Genomic DNA, 17247 nt, shown 5'->3' on the forward strand with positions numbered 1-17247 from the left:
CCAACCTCAGATGAACACCCGGCCCCGGCCCTCACCGATGACCGGTCCGTTCGCGTCCCGCTGAGCCGCCGCCGGCACCCGCACACCCTGCGCGATGTCCTGAGGAGCCAGATGTGCGTAGCCGAGAACCAGGTTCACCGTTCGGTCCGTGGAAGGCACGGTGGCGAAGTCGCCCAGTGGCCGCAGCGCCACTCAGCCTCAACCGCGCGCGCCACGAACACCGGCTCGGGGCCGTACCGTTCGGGCAGTCGGGCGATGATGTGCGGACCGGCGGCGATCCCGCTCACCTCGGTGCCGGGGAAGTGTTCCGCCGGCGCCGCGGTCGGGGTGTCGCGCCGCTCGCGGTAGGCGCGCCGGCAGCCGCGCAACTGCCGGTCATAGCCGCCCCCGGCTGTTGAAGTCGGCAAGGACCGCCTGGTCGACGGCCGGATTGCCCAGATCCATCGTGCGTTTGCGGGCGACGATCTCGTCGGTCATCGTCGCCGGTGCGAGCAGCCGGCCCGGCCGCAGTCCGGGGCCGGCGATTTGCTCACCGAACCGGTGTGCGCGACATGTTCCGGGTCGAGACCCTGCAGCGCGCCGACGGGCGCGCGGTCATAACGGAAGTCGCCGTCGTAGTCGTCCTCCACTATCAGCCCGTCCGTGGCGCGTGCCCAGTCCAGAAGCCTGCTGCGACAGGCGGCGGAGCAGGCGATTCCGGTGGGGAACCGGTGCGCCGGAGTGGTCACGACGGCGCGCACGCCGGGTGCCGATTCAGCGACTGGTGTCGAGAACGACGCGCGCCACGAGCGCCGGATCGTCGTTCATCGGAACATGTCCGCAACCAGGCAGCCGCACCAACCGGGCGCCGGGAATGGTGTGCTTGGCCCTGATTCCCTGGCGACGCAGCAGCAGCCGGTCGCGGCTGCCCCAGGCGACGGTCACGGGCAGCCCCGGCACATCGTCGGTGAACGTGACACCCCGCCCGACTGCAAGCGTCTGGTGGAAACCGGTCGCCTCGCGCAGGGCGACGGTCTCCGCGACAACGGCGCCGGGTGAACGGCGGCCGGGCCGGGCATAGATGGTGCTGGTCAGGGCTGCACGTCCGGCCGCGCTGCGCGAGAGCCTTTCGATCAGAGGCATCGGCATGGACAGTGCGCACCGCCGCATCGCCCGCAGCGTCCCGAACGCATAGCGACGCTCGCTCTCCGTCCAGAAACCGGCGGGCGACAGCGCCGTCACCGACCGCACGAGCTTCTCGCGGCCCAGCTCCAGCGCCAGCAGGCCGCCGAGTGAATTGCCGGCCACATGCGGCCGGTCCAGACCGAGCTCCGCGCAGAACGCACCGAGTACCGGCACCACGCTCGCCAGGTCGTACGGAACACCGTCGGGCAGTGCCGAGGAGGCACCGAAACCGGGAAGGTCCACGGCTATCACGTCCCGTTCCACGCCCAGGGCGGGCAGCACCGGATCCCAGGCCTGACGATGGTGGCCGATACCGTGGAGCAGGAGCAACGGCTCCCCGGAACCGGCCCGTTCATACGCCACGGACACGGTCCGAGGCCCTTGCGGTGAGTCGACGCTGAACGAGACCGTGGTGGCCATGCTGGTGCTCCCGGGGTCATCCGGCATGAACGGGCCATGCCCGAAGGTGACTTAGACATTTCGTCAACAACAATTACCGCTCGGTAGCTTGCAGTTCAAGAGGCCGGGCGATTCGTGCTGGACAGTCTGCGGAGTGTGGGATGGGATGGAGGGGTGACAGCCGACACCGCGACCGACGTCTTCGAGGACCACCGCCCCGTGCTCATTGGGGTTGCCTACCGCATGCTGGGCAGGATCGCCGACGCCGAGGATGTGGTGCAGGAGGCGTGGCTGCGCTGGTCGTCCGCGTCGCGTGAGGATGTACGGGAGCCGCGCGCCTTTCTCGTAAGGATCGCCACCCGTCTCGCCATCGACCGGTTGCGGCAGGCGCAGTCGCAGCGCGAGGCATACGTCGGGCCGTGGCTGCCGGAGCCCGTCGTCACCGACTTCGGGCCGGCCGTGCCCGATACCGCAGAACAGGCAGTTCTCGCCGACTCCGTATCGGTCGCCGTGCTTGTCGTCCTCGAATCGCTGTCGCCGCTGGAGCGGGCCGTCTTCGTCCTGCGCGAGGCGTTCGGTTTCCCGTACGCCGAGATCGCCGCCACCCTGGATCGGACCGAGGCCGCGGTGCGGCAGCTCGCGGGACGTGCGCGGCGCCACGTCGAGGAGCGCAAACCGCGCTACGACGTCGACCCGGTCCAGCGCCGTGACCTCACGGAGCGGTTCCTCGCCGCGGCGGCGGGCGGCGACATCGAGGCGCTGCTGGCCCTGCTCGCCCCCGATGTGCGCCTCGTCGGCGACAGCGGCGGAAAGTCCAAGGCGCCGCTGCGGGTCATCGAGAGCGCCGACAAGGTCGGCCGCTTCCTCTTCGCCGTCCACGACCAGGCCCCGGGCCTCGACATCCGGTTCCTGGAGCTCAACGGTGGGCCGGGCCTGCTGGTGCTCTCGGGCGGAAAGCCCGACTCTGTCTTCCAGCTGGACGTCAGGGACGGCCTCGTTCAGTGCGTATATATCGTGCGCAATCCCGACAAGCTCGTCGGCCTGGCCGGAGAGTAGCCGGACCTCTCGGCCGCCGGGTGCGCTCCCAGCCATCGCCGGCGTTTCCGGTTTGCCCAGGAATCACTCTGCTGTCCCTGCCCGAAGCCCCTCGGTCTGCCCGGCCGTGGGGCCTTGTGCTGCGGGCGGCTCACGGCACCACGAACGTCCTGTGAACGCTCTGCGGCAGTGGCCCGCTTCGCAGCGTGACCGAAGGAGGATTGGTCTTGACCAAGGGTGTGTCCCGTCCTATGGTCTCAACGTTAAGACAGGAACCTTTAATAAATAACGTCGCGGAAAAGCCGCTGGGCGATTGCGGAGGACAGGGTGGGGACCACGCAGCTGGAAACGGTGCAGGAGCCGAAGTACTGGCACCTCAAGACCGTGCTCAGTGAGGCACTCGACTCGGACTTTGCGGTGGGCGAGATCCTGCCCAACGAGCGTGAGCTCGCCGCCCGGTTCGGAGTCGCCCGAGCCACGCTCCGGCAGGCTCTGGAACAGCTCGAACTCGAAGGCAGGCTGCAGCGCCGCCGCGGCGTCGGGACCACCGTCGCCCCGCCGCGCGTCGGGGTGGCCGTCTCCACGGCACAGCGGGACTGGTCCGACGGCGGTGCCGGCGAGGCATGGCAGCCCGTGGACTGCACGACGGCGGTCGCACCGGCATCCGTGGTGGCCACGCTCGGCGTGGATGGCGACGAGCCGGTGCACATCGTCCGCCGGATCCGGGCCACCCACGGACAGTCGGTCGCGGCGGAACTGCTGTACATCCCGTCGTCGTCCGTGCCCGAACTCTCCGCCATCGACGCCCCGTCCGGCCCCGCCCGGGCCCGCAGTGTCCTGCGCGAACTGCACCGCCTCGGCCTCGACGGCCAGGACCGTTCGGTCGAGCTCGGCTCGGCGCGTGTGGACGACGCCAAGGAGCTCGACCGGCTCCCCGGCGCCCCCGTTCTCGTCGTCACCACCCGCTACCTCGTGGCGGGCGGTACCGCGGCGCTCTCCGTCGCCACCTACCGGGCCGACACCTGCCGACTCACCTTCGGTGACTCGGGCGACCTGGAGATCAGCCCTCACGGCCAGGAGCGCCAGGCCTCCTGAGCAGGGCCGGCTTCGCCGGCCTGTGATGTTTACGTACGGCCCGTCGCACTCAGCGGCGGGCCGTCACCGTTCCCTCCACCGCGAAGAGCTGCTCCTCGACATGGTCGAGAGCCAGCCGCAGGGCCCCCGTGGCCACCGCCGCCTCACCGAGCAGCGACAGCGTGACCCGCGGCGGCCGAAGACAGTAGCGGGCCAGCTCACGTCGGAGCGGATCCAGCACACCGTCCAGCCCCGCGGCCCAGCCGCCGATCACCACCAGCTCGGGATCCAGCGCCAGCACCAGCGCCGCGACATCGTGCACCAGGCGCTGAACGAACCGCTCGACCGCCGCCTGCGCCCGGACATCGCCGAGCCGTGCCTCCGCGAACACGGCCGCGACCGCGGGCTCGTCCAACGGGTCCAACGGCGTGTCCGTCATCGACAGAAGTTTCTCCGGCGTCGCCTCGCGGCCGAGGAGATGCAGCGCGCCGATCTCCCCCGCCGCACCGCCGAAACCGCGGTGCAGCCGCCCCCCGATCAGCGAACCGGCGCCCGGGCTCAGCCCTGCCAGGACGAACACAATGTCGTCGGACTCGGTGGCCGCACCTTTCCAGTGCTCCGCGACCGCCGCGGCATTGGCATCGTTCTCCACGAGGACGGGGCAGCGGAAGGAGCGCCTCAGCCGCTCACCCAGCGCCAGACCCGTCCAGTCAGGCAGTGCGGTGGCCAGCCGTACGGTCCCGTCGGCCTCCACGATGCCCGGGCTGCCCACCCCGACCGCACGCAGACTGCTCCGGGCCACGCCCGTCCGCCGCAGGACATCGGCGACCACGGTCCTGACCTTGTCGAGCCGGTCGTCGGCGCAGGCCGTCTCCGACACCTCGCGTGAGCCCGCCCCGATGATCCGGCCGTCCAGCCCCGACAGCAGTGCGGAGATCCGATGCGGGCCGATCTCGACGCCGAGCAGATGCCCTGCCTCGGCACGGAACCGGAACCGGCGGGCCGGCCGCCCCTGACGTCGGGTCTCACCACCGTCGGGCACCGACTCGACGACCAGTCCGGCCTCGAAGAGCCCCTCCATGACGCCCTCGACCGTCGGCCGGGACAGACCTGTGATCCGGGTCAGGTCCGTGAGGGTGGGGGAGCCGGCGCCCCGGAGGGCGTGCAGTACCACCGCGGAATTGATTCGTCGCAGCAGCGACGGATCCCCACCGGTCAGCCGGCCCACGGTGTGTCCTCCCAGCTCGTGCGCATGTCAGGCGGATGGTACTCGCTGCCCGGGTGCAGGGCGACTGCGGGCCGGAACGGGTATCCGGGGCCGGTGGCCCTCAGCTCGGAGTGACGAACCCCGACTCGTACGCTGCGATCACCGCTTGGGTGCGGTCCCTCGCACCCAACTTGGCCAGTACGGCGCTGACATGGGTCTTCACCGTCTCGACACCGACCACGAGCTTGGCGGCGATCTCCGCGTTCGACAGGCCACGGGCCATCAGCCGGAGGACCGCAGCCTCACGCTCGGTGAGCGACGCCCGGTCCATGGCCGCCCGCGCCTTGCTTGTGCCGTACTCGGCGGCGAGCTGCCGTACCGCCGCCGGGAACAGCAACGACTCGCCCTCTGCAACCAGGCGCACCGCATGCACGATCTCGGCGGGCCGGGCACGCTTGAGGAGGAAACCGTCCGCTCCGGCGCGCAGCGCCTCGTACACGTACTCGTCGTTCTCGAATGTGGTGATCACCAGGATCTTCGGCGGATCCGGCACGGTGCGCAGCACCACCCGCGTCGCCTCGATGCCATCCATCAGCGGCATCCTGACATCCATGGCCACCACATCGGGGCGCAGCTGATGCAGTAACGGGATCACTGCGGCGCCGTCACCCGCCTCGCCCACCACTTCGATATCGGGCTGCGCCTCAAGAACCGCGCGCAACCCCGCGCGGACGAGGGGTTCGTCATCGACCAGAAGAACGGTAACCGGCATCAGACCAGCCTAGGCCGTTCAGCGGAAGACTCGCTTGCACCCTCCATTCGCCGTCGTACGGGCCTGTCTTGGCCCTTCCGCCCAGCAGTGCGGCCCGCTCACGGATGCCCCGCAGCCCGCTCCCGCCGCCCGTCGTACCCATCGAATCAGTGAGCGGATTGGCCACCTCCAACTCCAGCCGACCGTTCGCGACGCTGATCCGCACCCGGACGGGAACCGCCCCGGAGTGACGCAGCACATTGGTGAGGGATTCCTGAAGGATGCGGTAACCCTCACGCGAGACCGCCCCGGGAACCTGCTCCAGCGGACCGGACACTTCCGCATCGATCTTCGCCCCCGAACCACGCGCGGAGTCAAGGAGCCGGTCCGCTTCCGCGAGCGTGGGCCGCTGCCCCACCGGTGTTCCCGATTCGCGCAGTACCCGCAGAACCCGCTCCAGATCGTCGAGCGCGTCCCTGCCGGTCTCCTCGATCGCGGCCAGTGCCCGCTCGGTGAACTCCGGGTTGTGAGCCGCCCGGGCCGCACCCGCCTGCACGACCGCGACCGTCAGCGCGTGCCCGATCGAGTCATGCAGCTCCCGTGCGATGCGATTGCGCTCCAGCAACTGCTCGGTGCGCTCCTCCAGAGCGGTCAACCGCTGCACCGGCGAGGGACCGAGAAGCCGGCGGGCGGTCGCAGTGATCAGCTCCCCGCCCGCCACGACCACGGCCAGCAGCACCAGGATGGGCAGGGGGGCGAGCAGGGCGTACCACCAGTGCGGCTCCACTCCGCGGACCAGCCACTGGTCGCTCGGGCCGACGCCCGATGCGGTGAGGACGAGGTCAACCGCGGTCGCCAACAGCCACACCGTTGCGAACCCCACGGGGACGGCGAACAGTAGTCGCATCTCCAGCCACAGTACGGTTCTCCAGCGATCCGCCCATGTGCCCGCAGCGGCCGCGGAGATCGCGGCGTCGGGTCTGCCCCGCTCCTCAGGCATGAGCAGCAGCTGTGCCTGAACAGCCTCGGCCAGCCTCATACCGGGCAACAACCCGACCGGCACAGCGAAGACCATGGGCGCCCACGGAGTGTCCGGGGAGATGAACATCCACACGCTGTAGGCCGCACCCGGGATGAGGAGATGCAGCCACCGGGTGTAGGTGACAGGTGCGGCCAGCGGGCGGAGAAAGCGGAACATGCTGTCATCGTGCCAGCCCGCACGGGCGCGGCGGCTCCCCCGAGCGAGGGAGATGATCCCCACCCCCGGGGGAGGCCAGGCACCGGACGCGACCGCGAGGCTGAGGACATGACCAGCATCGACGTCCATGAGCTCACAAAGGAATACGGCACGACCCGCGCCGTGGACAGCCTCACGTTCAGTGTGCGACCCGGCCGCGTCACCGGCTTTCTCGGCCCCAACGGCGCCGGGAAGTCCACCACCATGCGACTCATTCTCGGCCTGGACCGGCCCACCGGCGGCACGGCCACGATCGGCGGGCAGCCCTACGCCACGCTCGACGATCCGCTGCGCCGGGTGGGCGCCCTGCTCGATGCCCAGGCCGCCCATGGCTCGCGTACCGCGCGGAACCACTTGCTGGCCCTCGCAGCCAGTAACGGCATGGGTGCGCGCAGAGTGGAGGAAGTCCTGGAGGAGGCAGGCCTCGGCGCGGTCGGCGGAACGCGCATCAAGACGTTCTCGCTCGGCATGCGGCAGCGGCTGGGCATAGCGGCCGCCCTGCTCGGTGACCCGGAGGTCGTGATGCTGGACGAACCGTCCAACGGGCTGGACCCGGAAGGCATCATCTGGATCCGCGAGCTGATGAAGCGGCTCGCCCGAGAAGGTCGCACGGTCCTGGTCTCCAGCCATCTGATGAACGAGACATCGTCCTTCGCCGACCACCTGGTGGTCCTCGGCCGGGGCCGGCTCCTCGCCGACCTGCCGATGCAGGACTTCCTGGACTCCCGCAGCCGACCCCGGGTGCGGGTGCGCACGACCGAATCCACTCGGCTGCGTGATGTCCTGATCCGTAAGGGATATGAACCTGCGCAGGGTGACGACGGTCGTTGGATCGTTGAGGGTGCGAAAGCCGGGGAGATCGGTGCGATAGCCGCCGTCGAAGGCATTCCCGTCCTTGAACTCATCGACGAGCAGACCACGTTGGAACAGGCCTACCTCGACCTCACTGCCGGCGCCATGGAATTCGCGTCTGCGGCGACCTCATCCACCAACCGTCAGGAGGCCTGACCATGTCGACCACCGCAGTGTTGCGCTCCGAGTGGATCAAGATCAGATCGGTGCGGTCCGTCGCCGCATCCTTGATAGCGGTCCTCCTCGTGACGCTTGCCATCACGGTGCTCGCATTCGCCACCGTCGGCCAGGCCGAGGCGGACAACCCAGACGCCGAGCCGCTCTTCGATGCCTTCTACGCATTGAACTTCGGCCAGATCGCGGCCATCAGCTTCGGGGCAACCGCGATCTCCTCCGAGTACCTCAACGGCGCCCTGCGGATATCGCTCGCCGCCGTGCCGCGCCGCAATCTCTTCTACGCGGCCAAGATGGCACTCGTCGGTGCGCCGGCTCTCGTCGTCGGCCTTGTCGCCAGCTTCAGCGCCTTCCTGGTGGGACAGACCTTCATGGGGGAGTACGCGATCGGCCTGGGGGAGCCGGGTGCCCTGCGGGCAGCCTTCGGCGGGGGCATATATCTGGCCCTGATGGCCCTGTTCGCAGCCGGATTGGCGGTACTGCTCCGCAGCGCCGTGGCCGTGCTCAGCCTGCTCATTCCGTTCATCCTCATCGTCTCCTTCGTGATCGGAGATGTCGCAGGCGGTGCGGCACAATATCTGCCCGACCGGGCCGGACAGTTGGTGCTCCACCAGAACCCCGAAGGCAGTCTCGGACCATGGAGCGGACTCGCAGTGGCAGCGGCGTGGGCAGCGGCCGCACTGCTGGCAGGCTGGTGGGCGATCCGGCGCAGGGACGCATAGTCGGCTGCCACGTCTTCAAAGACGGAGCAAGACGGCTGAAAGCCCCTCAAAGCTCATGAGGCGGGGCTGCTTGTCAGTGCTGGGCGGTTTACTAGCGGCATGACCACCGCACATCACCTCCGCCTCATCGACGGGATGCGCACCCGGGACTTCCCCGCGGAGCGCATCCGGTCAGGCTCGGGAGTCAGCGGGCCCGGCTATCACACAGCGTCCTTGCACGCGGACATCGATCACTGGGACGACGACGAGGCAGGGCGACTGGAGCACCGGGCCCAGTGCCTCGCAGAGCATGACGCGTTGCTGACGCTGCTCACCGGCCGCTGGGGCGAGCCGCAGGCGATCAGTCTGTGGAGTGCGCAGGAGCGGATGATGGCCGGTGAGGAGGTTCCGGAGGCGTGGGCCGAGACGGTTGCGGGCTGCGAGTACCTCCAGCTCTGGCGGATCGGGGACCGATGGGTTGCCATGGGGCTCTACCTGGAGGAGGAAGGCCCTGGTTGCGAGCTGGGCGTTGTAGTGACGGAGATTGATCCGCCATGACACGAGCAGGCTGCTTCCCGCTGAGACGGGACGCGGCAGCCGCCCGCTGTGTCCGGCCCGGGTATCCGCCCCCTGTGGACAGGTCCTGTCACCACCCTTCCGCGACCGCCCCGCCGGCGCTCGCCGTGATGGGCCCGGAACCAGCCCTCTGCGACGGACCAGGCAGCCGCCGGCTGTGATGGGGGCCTGGGTTCCCGTACTCCGCGACGGGTCACGATCGCCGGCCCGACCGACTGAAGGCCCGACCGACCGACCGACGGACGGACCGGCCGCCCTCCCGGCCTTCTTGCTGCGGTCGGCTATGGTCACGGCACGACGACAGCAACAGCCGCAACCACAACCAGGCGGCCGTCGGCGTCAAGCCGCCGTGCGTCCCCGGTGCCTGCACGGCGTCAAGCCGCCATGCAGGCACCGAAGTCTCAGGCTCTTTCGGCGGTGATGACGCCGTCGCATTCGACGGAGGCGCGGAGGCGTCCGTACTCCTCCGCCATCGTCTGAGCGGTCCAGTGGGCGTTCAAGCCGCTGGGGTTGGGCAGGGCCCAGACGCGGGCGCCGCCGATTGTATGGTCCTGCGGGCCGATCCGGGCGGTTCGTCTGCCGAAGGCGGTGCGGTACGCAGTGACCCCCACGACTGCCAGCCACTGCGGCCGCAGCTGCTCGACCTTGGCTGCCAGGATCTGTCCGCCCTCGCGGTACTCCTCGGCGGACAGCTCGTCCGCCCGTGCGGTCGCCCGGGCGACCACATTGGTGATGCCCAGGCCGTATCGCAGCAGTTCGGTCTGCTCTGCCGGCTTCAGTTGCCGAGGGGTGAAGCCGGACCGATGGAGTACCGGCCAGAAGCGGTTGCCGGGGTGGGCGAAGTGGTGGCCCGTTGCCCCTGTCATCAGGCTCGGGTTGATCCCGCAGAACAGCACACGCAGGCCGCCCGCGACCACATCGGGAACGGTGCGGTCGCGGGCGGCCTGGAGCTCTTCGGGTGTCATCCGGCTGTGGCGGTGGCCGTCAGAGGATGGAGCCCGGCGTGTATCCGGCGGCCTCGGGGTGCTGCTTGGTGATCTCCTCGATGCGGGAGATCAGCGCGGTGACCTGGTCGCCCGCCGCTCCCGTGAAGGAGAGCTTGTCGGCCATCAGCGCGTCCAGCTGTGCGCGGTCCAGCGGGATGCGCTCGTCGGCGGCCAGCTTGTCGAGCAGCTCGTTGCGCTCGGCGCCCTGCTCACGCATGGCCAGGGCCGAGGCGACCGCGTTCTCCTTGATCGCCTCGTGGGCGACCTCACGGCCGACACCGGCGCGCACCGCACCCATCAGGACCTTGGTCGTGGCGAGGAACGGCAGGTAGCGGTCCAGCTCACGGGCGACGACGGCCGGGAACGCCCCGAACTCGTCGAGCACCGTCAGGAAGGTCTCCAGCAGACCGTCGAAGGCGAAGAACGCGTCGGGGAGTGCCACGCGGCGGACCACGGAGCAGGACACGTCGCCCTCGTTCCACTGGTCGCCCGCCAGCTCGCCGGTCATCGACGCGTAGCCGCGCAGGATGACCATCAGGCCGTTGACGCGCTCGCAGGAGCGGGTGTTCATCTTGTGCGGCATCGCGGACGAGCCGACCTGACCCGGCTTGAACCCCTCGGTCACCAGCTCGTGCCCGGCCATCAGACGGATCGTCTTCGCGACCGACGAGGGTGCCGCGGCCAGCTGCACCAGTGCGGTCACCACGTCGTAGTCGAGCGAGCGCGGGTAGACCTGGCCGACCGAGGTGAAGGCCTGCGCGAAACCGAGGTGCCCGGCGATGCGCTGCTCGAGCTCGGCGAGCTTTCCGGCGTCGCCGCCCAGCAGGTCGAGCATGTCCTGGGCCGTGCCCACGGGGCCCTTGATGCCCCGCAGCGGGTAGCGGCCCAGCAGGTCCTCAAGCCGCCCATAGGCCACCAGCAGCTCGTCCGCCGCGGTCGCGAAGCGCTTGCCGAGCGTGGTTGCCTGCGCGGCGACATTGTGGGAGCGGCCGGCCATGACCAGCTCGCGGTACTCACCCGCCAGCTTGCCCAGCCGAGCCAGGACCGCCACCGTGCGGTCGCGCATCAGCTCCAGGGAGAGCCGGATCTGAAGCTGCTCGACGTTCTCGGTGAGGTCCCGGGAAGTCATGCCCTTGTGGACCTGCTCATGGCCGGCGAGGGCGTTGAACTCCTCGATCCGGGCCTTGACGTCGTGACGGGTGACCTTCTCGCGCTCGGCGATCGAGGCCAGGTCGACCTGGTCGACGACACGTTCGTAATCGGTGAGGGCGGCGTCCGGCACCTCGATCCCGAGGTCCTTCTGAGCGCGCAGCACCGCCAGCCACAGCTGGCGTTCCAGCTTCACCTTCTGCTCGGGGGACCAGAGGACGGCCAGCTCCGTGGAGGCGTAGCGGCCGGCCAGGACATTGGGGATGCGAGGCTTCGCAGACACAGCAGTCACGTGTCCAGAGTTTACCTGTTGTCTTAAGCGGTTCGTGAGCGTCCACAAAGTCCATAAGGTCCAGGTCAGAGGCTCCTGGACCACCGTCTCACATACAGCGTGTGAGACACGCGTGAGACGAAACGGCCCCGGGCCGGTGATTCAAGGACCGCCGGGGCCTTGAGGCGAAACCCTTCTGATCAAGGGAGCTGAAGCCATGCAAGACCGTAGCTTGAGCGCCGAGCTGGGCGGCCTCCTTACTGCTGTCCTCGAAGCACTCGCCGTGCCCGCGCCGGCCACAAGAACAAGAAGGCGTCCGTCCGTATCCCGACCGCGTCGTGCACGCCCGGGTCGCCCTGGAGGGGGCCCAGCAGGGCGACGACTTTGGTTGGTCTGCGGACTACCTGCGGCCCGTCTTGCCGAGCACCCCTCCTCTGGGTACTGCCACTGGAGTGCTGCGGGGAAGGAGGCAGGCAGGCCGATGCGCGCGCCGCGCACCGCCACGGTGCCGACCCTTGACCATGGCCCGGTCACCTCACCCGCCCGGACTGGTGCACCGGCCACACCGAGCACCCGGTCGAGTGCCGGGTCGTCCTCGCCCATGCCGGCGCCGAGGGCGTCATGACCCACGACGGCGAACCGCTCCACTTTGTGGAGCTGGGGCAGTCCCCGTTACGGTCGGTGCGCCCGCCGGCACGTGGGTGTCTACGTCGAAATGTTCGGGTTCGCCCGGACACTGGCGTCGGCCGAGCTGTACGCGCCGGCCGTGGCGCTCGTCGACCACGCCGCGCAGCTGCGGGCCCTCGCTCGCCATCTCAGCACCCTTCGCGCTGCCGAGGGAACCAGGGAAGCGGATCGACGCGGTCGCCGCTCTCAGGGCCGCGGCTGTGAGCGTCGTCCTGGCCGGTGCCGGATTCTGGCAGGGCGCGTGAGACGACGAAGCCCCGACGGATATCCGGCGGGGCTTCGTGGCGCGGCGGGCTACGACGGCGTGCAGCGTCCGGCGCGGGCACCGTGGTACTCAGGCTCTCCGCTTTCGAGCACGCGGAGCAATGATGCGGTGACGACACGTGTCGTGCGGCCGATGCGCAGCACGCCGGAGAGACCTCGGTACGCCTCAACCTGGGCGCGGCCTGGCGGGAGGCGACGGTCTTCACCGACGCCGAGCGCGCCGCCCTGGAACTGGCCGAACAGGGCACCCGCATCGCCGACGGCGCGGGCGGCGTGACCGACGAGGCATGGGCGAACGCCGCCAAGCACTACGACGAGGACCAGCTCGCCGCCGTGGTTGAGTCGGGCGCGGACGGAGCCGTTGTCAGCCACCGCGAGGTAGTCGGCCCTTCCGTCGCCGCTGACGTCCGCGAAGCGGACGTTGTCCGCGGTGGCTCCTTCGGGCCCTGCGGCGAAGGGGCGCGGCGCCTCGAAGCCGCCCGCGCCGTCGCCGCCCTTGTTGATCCAGACGGTGGCCTGGCTGTTCGCGCCCACAAGGAGGTAGTCGGCCTTGCCATCCCCGTCGGCGTCGGCGAAGCGGACGTTGCTGATGGTCGCGCCGGCGGGCCCGGAGGCGAAGGGACGCTCGATGAAGCCGCCCTGCCCGTCACGCGATCATCCTCGTGGCCACCCACCCGGTGCACCCGTCAGCAGCTGCCTTCGTCGTTCGGATTCCCGGGCACGACGGCTCACCGTCGGTTCGGCGAGTGGTCCAAGGCCCGGATCCTGGCCAAGCCGCACCGCCGGATACTGGACGGCCGGGCGCCGGTTCCAGGGAGCGTTGGCGACCATCGAGCGCAGCAGGGGGTGGGGCTGCTCTTGCGCGAGTTCGTGTACCGACGTCGAACTGGCCAGGAGCCGCCAGTTCGTGCCGTCGGAGATGAAGCGCACGTCGCCGTTGGTGGCGGTGGTCAGCACCGACTCGACGGTGGCCCAGACTTTGTAGGGGGAGCCCTTGCCAGTCGAACAGGTCACGTCGTGGCTGGTGGCTCCGGCGAGGCAGTACTTCTCCAGCAAGGTGATCGTTGCGCAGTTGGGGTGGGCGTAGCCCATGTTCGCGCCGCTCGCCGAGATCACGTCGACGTCGGGGTCCAACGCATCGAGCCACGGCTTTCCCGTCGACTCGGCGGCGCCGTGGTGGCCGGGCATGAGGACGGTGCAGCCGGCGAGGAGCTTCTTTGGGACCTTGCTCAGGATGAATGCCTCGGTGGTGGTGTCCGCGTCGCCCGGGAGGACCACCACGTGCTGGCCGAAGCGGATCATCAGCACGACGCTCTTGCTGTTCGGCGCCTTGCCATAGCTGGCGGACAACACCATCGTCCAGGCCTCACCCGGCGTCGTCTCGGACGCGAAGTCGGCGTCCGGCTGGGGGATGCAGGTGTCCGGCTTGTACTTGTAGACGAACTGGTCTTTCTCCTGTTTTTTTGATCCAGACCTGCACGTCCTCGCTGTAGTCACTGATCGCGCCGCCGTAGTGCACGTAAGTAGGCCTGGCCGCCTCTGAGATGTACGGGACGAAGGCGGTGTGGTCGTCGTCGCCGTGGCTGAGGACTACGCAGGAGATGGCGTTGCCATCTGTGACGCTCGTGATGTAGCTCTGCACGTGCGTGAACGGCCAGCCTTTGGTACTTGTCGTCTGTGAGCCACAGTCGACGAGCATGAAGTTGCCGTTCGGGTAGGTGACGAGGACGGCGTTGCCCTGGCCGGTGTTGATGAAGCCGACGGTGAGCTTGGCGCCAGGGCCGAGTTTTGTCCCGCTGGTGCGAATGACCTTGCTGGGTGGCATGGGGTCAGCCTCCGGTGATCCGGGCCGTGCCCTCGATCGACGTCAGGCCGGCGAACGTCGCGAAGTGCGCGTCGGTCGGCGTGACGACGAGGCGCACGCCGCTGGTGTCGATGGATACGCTCGGCAGGGTCGTCACCGGTAAGGAAAGCCCCTCGAACGCCTTGGTGATGAGCGGCGAGAACACCGCCGTGACTGCCTGCAACAGCGGCGCGGTCAGCGCCGAGAGCAACCACTCGAACGGATTGCCACTGGGGCTGAGGACCAGCAGGAACGTGTTGACGTGCTGGGTTCTCGCGCTCACCCGGGTGCCGCTCAGTTCAGGAGGTCGGCGATTTCGATCGGCTTGCTCAGAGCGCCGTCGGCGAGGATTCCGTGCTTCTCGTCCACCTCAAGGCTGAGTGTGAGCTGCCAGTCGTAGAGCGTCAGGTCCGCGTAGATGCCGATCCCGGCCGGATAGTAGCCGCCCGGTCCGGTCCACCCGGTCGGGTTGGCGACGATGTAGAAGTCGAGCTTGGTGAACGCCAGGCCGTCGAGGAGCGGTACCTCCGACAGGTTGATCGAGGTGTACTGCTTGATGAGGTCGGTCACCTTGAGCGCCCGGTGCGACACCGACTCCAGTGCGCACACGAACGCGTCCGGCACCTCGAAGTCCTTCACGTCGCCGCCGACCGAGAACTCGAATTGCGTCGCGGGGTCGTCGCCGATGATGAAGTCCCCGAGTACGCCGACGCCCAGGCCCTCCGCGTCGAGCGTGACGCTGAGCCCGAACGCGCGGATCGTCAGGCCGGTGATGCCGAACGGGTGCTCCCAGTCGGTGGCGTTGACGGCGAACGTCCCGCTCGGTGGGGGCCCGAGATCGATGACGCCGATGCCGCGCAGCGTCAGCGACTCCCCGAACATCACGAACCGAGCGCCGGCGGTGATCGAGAAGTGGCCTGCCCCGGGCTTCATGTCGACCTCGAGGCCGGTGAAGCTGACCGCGTTCCTGCCCGCGTCGCCCGGGAGGGACGCCTTGATCTCCGAGTCGACGATCTGCGAGGGGTCGATGCGCGCGTACAGGTCCAGTTCGAGGTCATGGTCGAAGAGGCGGCGCAGCATGGAGAAGACGTCGCCCTTGAGCTCGACGGCGCTGAAGAACGTCACACCGGGCTGGATCACCGAGGGCACGTAGGGCAGGTGGTCGAAGCCCGGCAGGGTGAACTGCTGGTCGGTGATCGAGGAGAGGACCAGGCCCGCGTCCTGGACCTCGAGTACCTCCATGACGCTGCGCAGCCCGCTCCAGAGCTGGTCGGGCTTCCACCCGGGCTGGAGCACCAGGCCTGCGGCGAAGCCGGTCTGCCCGTCCGTGCCACGGCGGACTTCGAACGCCAGCGCGGCCTGACCGATGTTCGCGACGTCGACCGTCGTGGCGAGGTCGAAGCGATAGCTCGTCGTGCCGGTCAGCCGCTGCCGCCGGCCGGCCGCCTCCTCCATCCGAAGCCGCACGAGCGAGTCGCGCAGGACGATCTCCGGAACCCCCTCGGCGTTCGGGACCCCGCCTCCGGTGAGCACCGTCGCCAGCCGCGTGAGGCCGATCTCGGGGAAGGTGCCCTGCAGCACGAAGTCGGCGCCGGGCAGTTTCCAGTCGGCGAAGAACCGCGCGATCTCCGTGTCGTCCTGTCCGAAGAGCACGGCGTTCGCCGCGATCTCACCGCTGAAGCCGCTCGCTGCCGCGGCGCCGTCGTACCCCAGGGCGAGCGAGGCCTGCTCAAGCTCGAACTGCGCGATCCCGATGGGGATCTTCCAGCCGCTCAGGATCGCGAGCTGGAACGCGTACCGCTGCTGACCGAAGTCGGCGGCCACATAGAGCTGGTCCAGACCGAGCGCGGGAAACGACGTGACGCTCGGGACGAACGCTTCGACGATGTGGGCGAGTGGAATCGGCTGATCCGGCTGGAGGCTCCCGGTGAAGACCATCTCCGGGTACGCGGCGGTGATCGTCACCGGGATGTCGTCGAGGAAGTCGAACGTGCCGCTCAGCAGAGCAGTGACCGTCGGAGAGTCGGCCGGGCTGTCGACCATGAAGTCGACGTGGACATCCGGGATGTCGACCCAGTGCGGCACGATGCTCAGCGGCTTGGTGGTGCCGACACCGAGTCCGATCGCCGCGAGTGACGGCGGGTCGGTGCCGATATGGACGCTGAGGTCGCGCAGACCGACGTAGCCGCCGATCTCGAAGACGTCGTCGAGCATCGTGCTGATCGGCGCGCCCCGGGACGAACTGCTGCAGGGCGCTCATCGCGTACTGGCTGATCTGCCGCAGGTCGGCGCTGAACGTCAGCATGGGGCCGACGCCCACGAAGCGCAGCGACACGGGGATCGACGGGGCGCTGCCGATCTGCACCTCGGAGAGGAACTGCAGGTAGCTCTCGACCGGCGGGGGTGGGATCTGGATCTTGCCGTTCCCGGACGGCGGCGCCGACACGGCCGTGAACACGAGCGGCAGGTCGAGGCCCTGGATCGGGATGGGCGTGACCGGAGCAGCCTGGAGCTGCATGAGCGGCGCGGTTGCCGGACCGGTGATCGCGCCGTCCAGATCGAGCAGCTGCAGACCCGTCAGGTGCGTGAGCGCGCCGAGGACGCCCTCGAGTTTCAGCGCGGCGGCGGAGAACGTCAGGCCCACGGCGACCGCCGCCCGGTCGTCCGTGGCAGCCCGCTCGATCGAGCTGTAATTGCGGGCAGGGTGAGATCGGCCGGCCGATCGAGGGATGCGCGGACAGCAGTGAACCTGGCTGTCGGTTACGGAGATCGGTTCCGCGGGTGAAACAGCATCAGCAACACCTTCGTCGTCGACTTCACGGGTGACGGTGGGGGTGACCTCGGCGGTGTCGAGACGTCGATCGGAACGCTTTGCCT

The 17247-nt window shown here is 69.1% G+C and carries 16 protein-coding genes and 3 pseudogenes; 7 read left to right on the forward strand and 12 right to left on the reverse strand.

The window, feature by feature from the left end; genetic code table 11:
- Window positions 1-6: 6 nt before the first annotated feature.
- Window positions 7-743, reverse strand: a pseudogene (locus ACGFU7_RS41815) (PLP-dependent aminotransferase family protein); the annotation flags it as partial.
- A gap of 10 nt (window positions 744-753) precedes the next feature.
- Entirely contained in the window at window positions 754-1584 is an 831-nt protein-coding gene (locus ACGFU7_RS41820; RefSeq protein ID WP_393703396.1) for an alpha/beta fold hydrolase, read from the reverse strand.
- A gap of 153 nt (window positions 1585-1737) precedes the next feature.
- Here ACGFU7_RS41820 and sigJ point away from each other — a divergent pair, with 153 nt between their 5' ends.
- Both sigJ and ACGFU7_RS41830 read left to right on the forward strand, forming a co-directional pair.
- Window positions 1738-2619: an RNA polymerase sigma factor SigJ gene (gene sigJ / locus ACGFU7_RS41825; protein WP_393703397.1), complete on the forward strand. Its 882-nt coding sequence runs from the start codon at window positions 1738-1740 to the stop codon at window positions 2617-2619.
- Window positions 2620-2925: 306 nt separating this feature from the next.
- Window positions 2926-3693: a GntR family transcriptional regulator gene (locus tag ACGFU7_RS41830; RefSeq protein WP_393703398.1), complete on the forward strand. Its 768-nt coding sequence runs from the start codon at window positions 2926-2928 to the stop codon at window positions 3691-3693.
- Window positions 3694-3742: 49 nt separating this feature from the next.
- On the opposite strand, the gene ACGFU7_RS41835 is transcribed toward ACGFU7_RS41830, so the two are convergent.
- From ACGFU7_RS41835 to ACGFU7_RS41845, 3 genes are all read right to left on the reverse strand, one after another.
- Window positions 3743-4900: an ROK family protein gene (locus tag ACGFU7_RS41835; protein WP_393703399.1), complete on the reverse strand. Its 1158-nt coding sequence runs from the start codon at window positions 4898-4900 to the stop codon at window positions 3743-3745.
- Window positions 4901-5000: 100 nt separating this feature from the next.
- Complete coding sequence (locus tag ACGFU7_RS41840) at window positions 5001-5651, reverse strand: response regulator (protein WP_393703400.1); 651 nt, start codon at window positions 5649-5651, stop codon at window positions 5001-5003.
- A complete protein-coding gene (locus ACGFU7_RS41845) occupies window positions 5623-6828 on the reverse strand; it encodes a sensor histidine kinase (RefSeq protein ID WP_393703402.1) in 1206 nt (401 codons plus the stop codon). The genes ACGFU7_RS41840 and ACGFU7_RS41845 overlap by 29 nt, the downstream gene beginning before the upstream one ends.
- Before the next feature lie 108 nt (window positions 6829-6936).
- Here ACGFU7_RS41845 and ACGFU7_RS41850 point away from each other — a divergent pair, with 108 nt between their 5' ends.
- The 3 genes from ACGFU7_RS41850 to ACGFU7_RS41860 all read left to right on the forward strand — a co-directional run bounded on the left by ACGFU7_RS41850 (window position 6937) and on the right by ACGFU7_RS41860 (window position 9152).
- A complete protein-coding gene (locus ACGFU7_RS41850; RefSeq protein ID WP_393703404.1) occupies window positions 6937-7875 on the forward strand; it encodes an ABC transporter ATP-binding protein in 939 nt (312 codons plus the stop codon).
- A 2-nt stretch (window positions 7876-7877) separates the two neighbouring features.
- Entirely contained in the window at window positions 7878-8615 is a 738-nt protein-coding gene (locus tag ACGFU7_RS41855) for an ABC transporter permease (RefSeq protein ID WP_393703406.1), read from the forward strand.
- Between the two features lie 99 nt (window positions 8616-8714).
- On the forward strand, window positions 8715-9152 hold the full coding sequence (locus ACGFU7_RS41860; RefSeq protein ID WP_393703408.1) for a hypothetical protein: 438 nt from the start codon (window positions 8715-8717) through the stop codon (window positions 9150-9152).
- A gap of 419 nt (window positions 9153-9571) precedes the next feature.
- Here the strand turns inward: ACGFU7_RS41860 and mug are convergent, their stop codons facing one another.
- Together mug and purB are read right to left on the reverse strand one after the other, a co-directional pair.
- Entirely contained in the window at window positions 9572-10135 is a 564-nt protein-coding gene (mug, locus tag ACGFU7_RS41865) for a G/U mismatch-specific DNA glycosylase (protein WP_393703410.1), read from the reverse strand.
- 19 nt (window positions 10136-10154) lie between these two features.
- On the reverse strand, window positions 10155-11597 hold the full coding sequence (gene purB / locus ACGFU7_RS41870; protein WP_383958613.1) for an adenylosuccinate lyase: 1443 nt from the start codon (window positions 11595-11597) through the stop codon (window positions 10155-10157).
- Between the two features lie 1062 nt (window positions 11598-12659).
- On the opposite strand from purB, the pseudogene ACGFU7_RS41875 reads away from it, so the two are divergent.
- Window positions 12660-12866 (forward strand): annotated as a pseudogene (locus tag ACGFU7_RS41875) (carboxymuconolactone decarboxylase family protein); the annotation flags it as partial.
- A gap of 96 nt (window positions 12867-12962) precedes the next feature.
- Here the strand turns inward: ACGFU7_RS41875 and ACGFU7_RS41880 are convergent.
- From ACGFU7_RS41880 to ACGFU7_RS41900, 5 genes and pseudogenes are all read right to left on the reverse strand, one after another.
- Window positions 12963-13061 (reverse strand): annotated as a pseudogene (locus ACGFU7_RS41880) (hypothetical protein); the annotation flags it as partial.
- A 120-nt stretch (window positions 13062-13181) separates the two neighbouring features.
- Window positions 13182-13877 (reverse strand): hypothetical protein, encoded by a 696-nt coding sequence (locus ACGFU7_RS41885; protein WP_393703412.1) that lies wholly within the window; start codon window positions 13875-13877, stop codon window positions 13182-13184.
- Between the two features lie 16 nt (window positions 13878-13893).
- A complete protein-coding gene (locus ACGFU7_RS41890) occupies window positions 13894-14352 on the reverse strand; it encodes an MBL fold metallo-hydrolase (RefSeq protein WP_393703414.1) in 459 nt (152 codons plus the stop codon).
- Window positions 14353-14356: 4 nt separating this feature from the next.
- Window positions 14357-14653 (reverse strand): hypothetical protein, encoded by a 297-nt coding sequence (locus ACGFU7_RS41895; protein ID WP_393703416.1) that lies wholly within the window; start codon window positions 14651-14653, stop codon window positions 14357-14359.
- 11 nt (window positions 14654-14664) lie between these two features.
- A complete protein-coding gene (locus ACGFU7_RS41900; RefSeq protein WP_393703418.1) occupies window positions 14665-16584 on the reverse strand; it encodes a hypothetical protein in 1920 nt (639 codons plus the stop codon).
- Window position 16585: 1 nt separating this feature from the next.
- Here ACGFU7_RS41900 and ACGFU7_RS41905 point away from each other — a divergent pair, with 1 nt between their 5' ends.
- On the forward strand, window positions 16586-17155 hold the full coding sequence (locus ACGFU7_RS41905) for a hypothetical protein (protein ID WP_393703420.1): 570 nt from the start codon (window positions 16586-16588) through the stop codon (window positions 17153-17155).
- The last annotated feature ends 92 nt before the right edge of the window (window positions 17156-17247 follow it).

The organism is Streptomyces sp. NPDC048473, from assembly GCF_043200155.1.
In the GTDB taxonomy this organism is placed as follows: domain Bacteria; phylum Actinomycetota; class Actinomycetes; order Streptomycetales; family Streptomycetaceae; genus Streptomyces.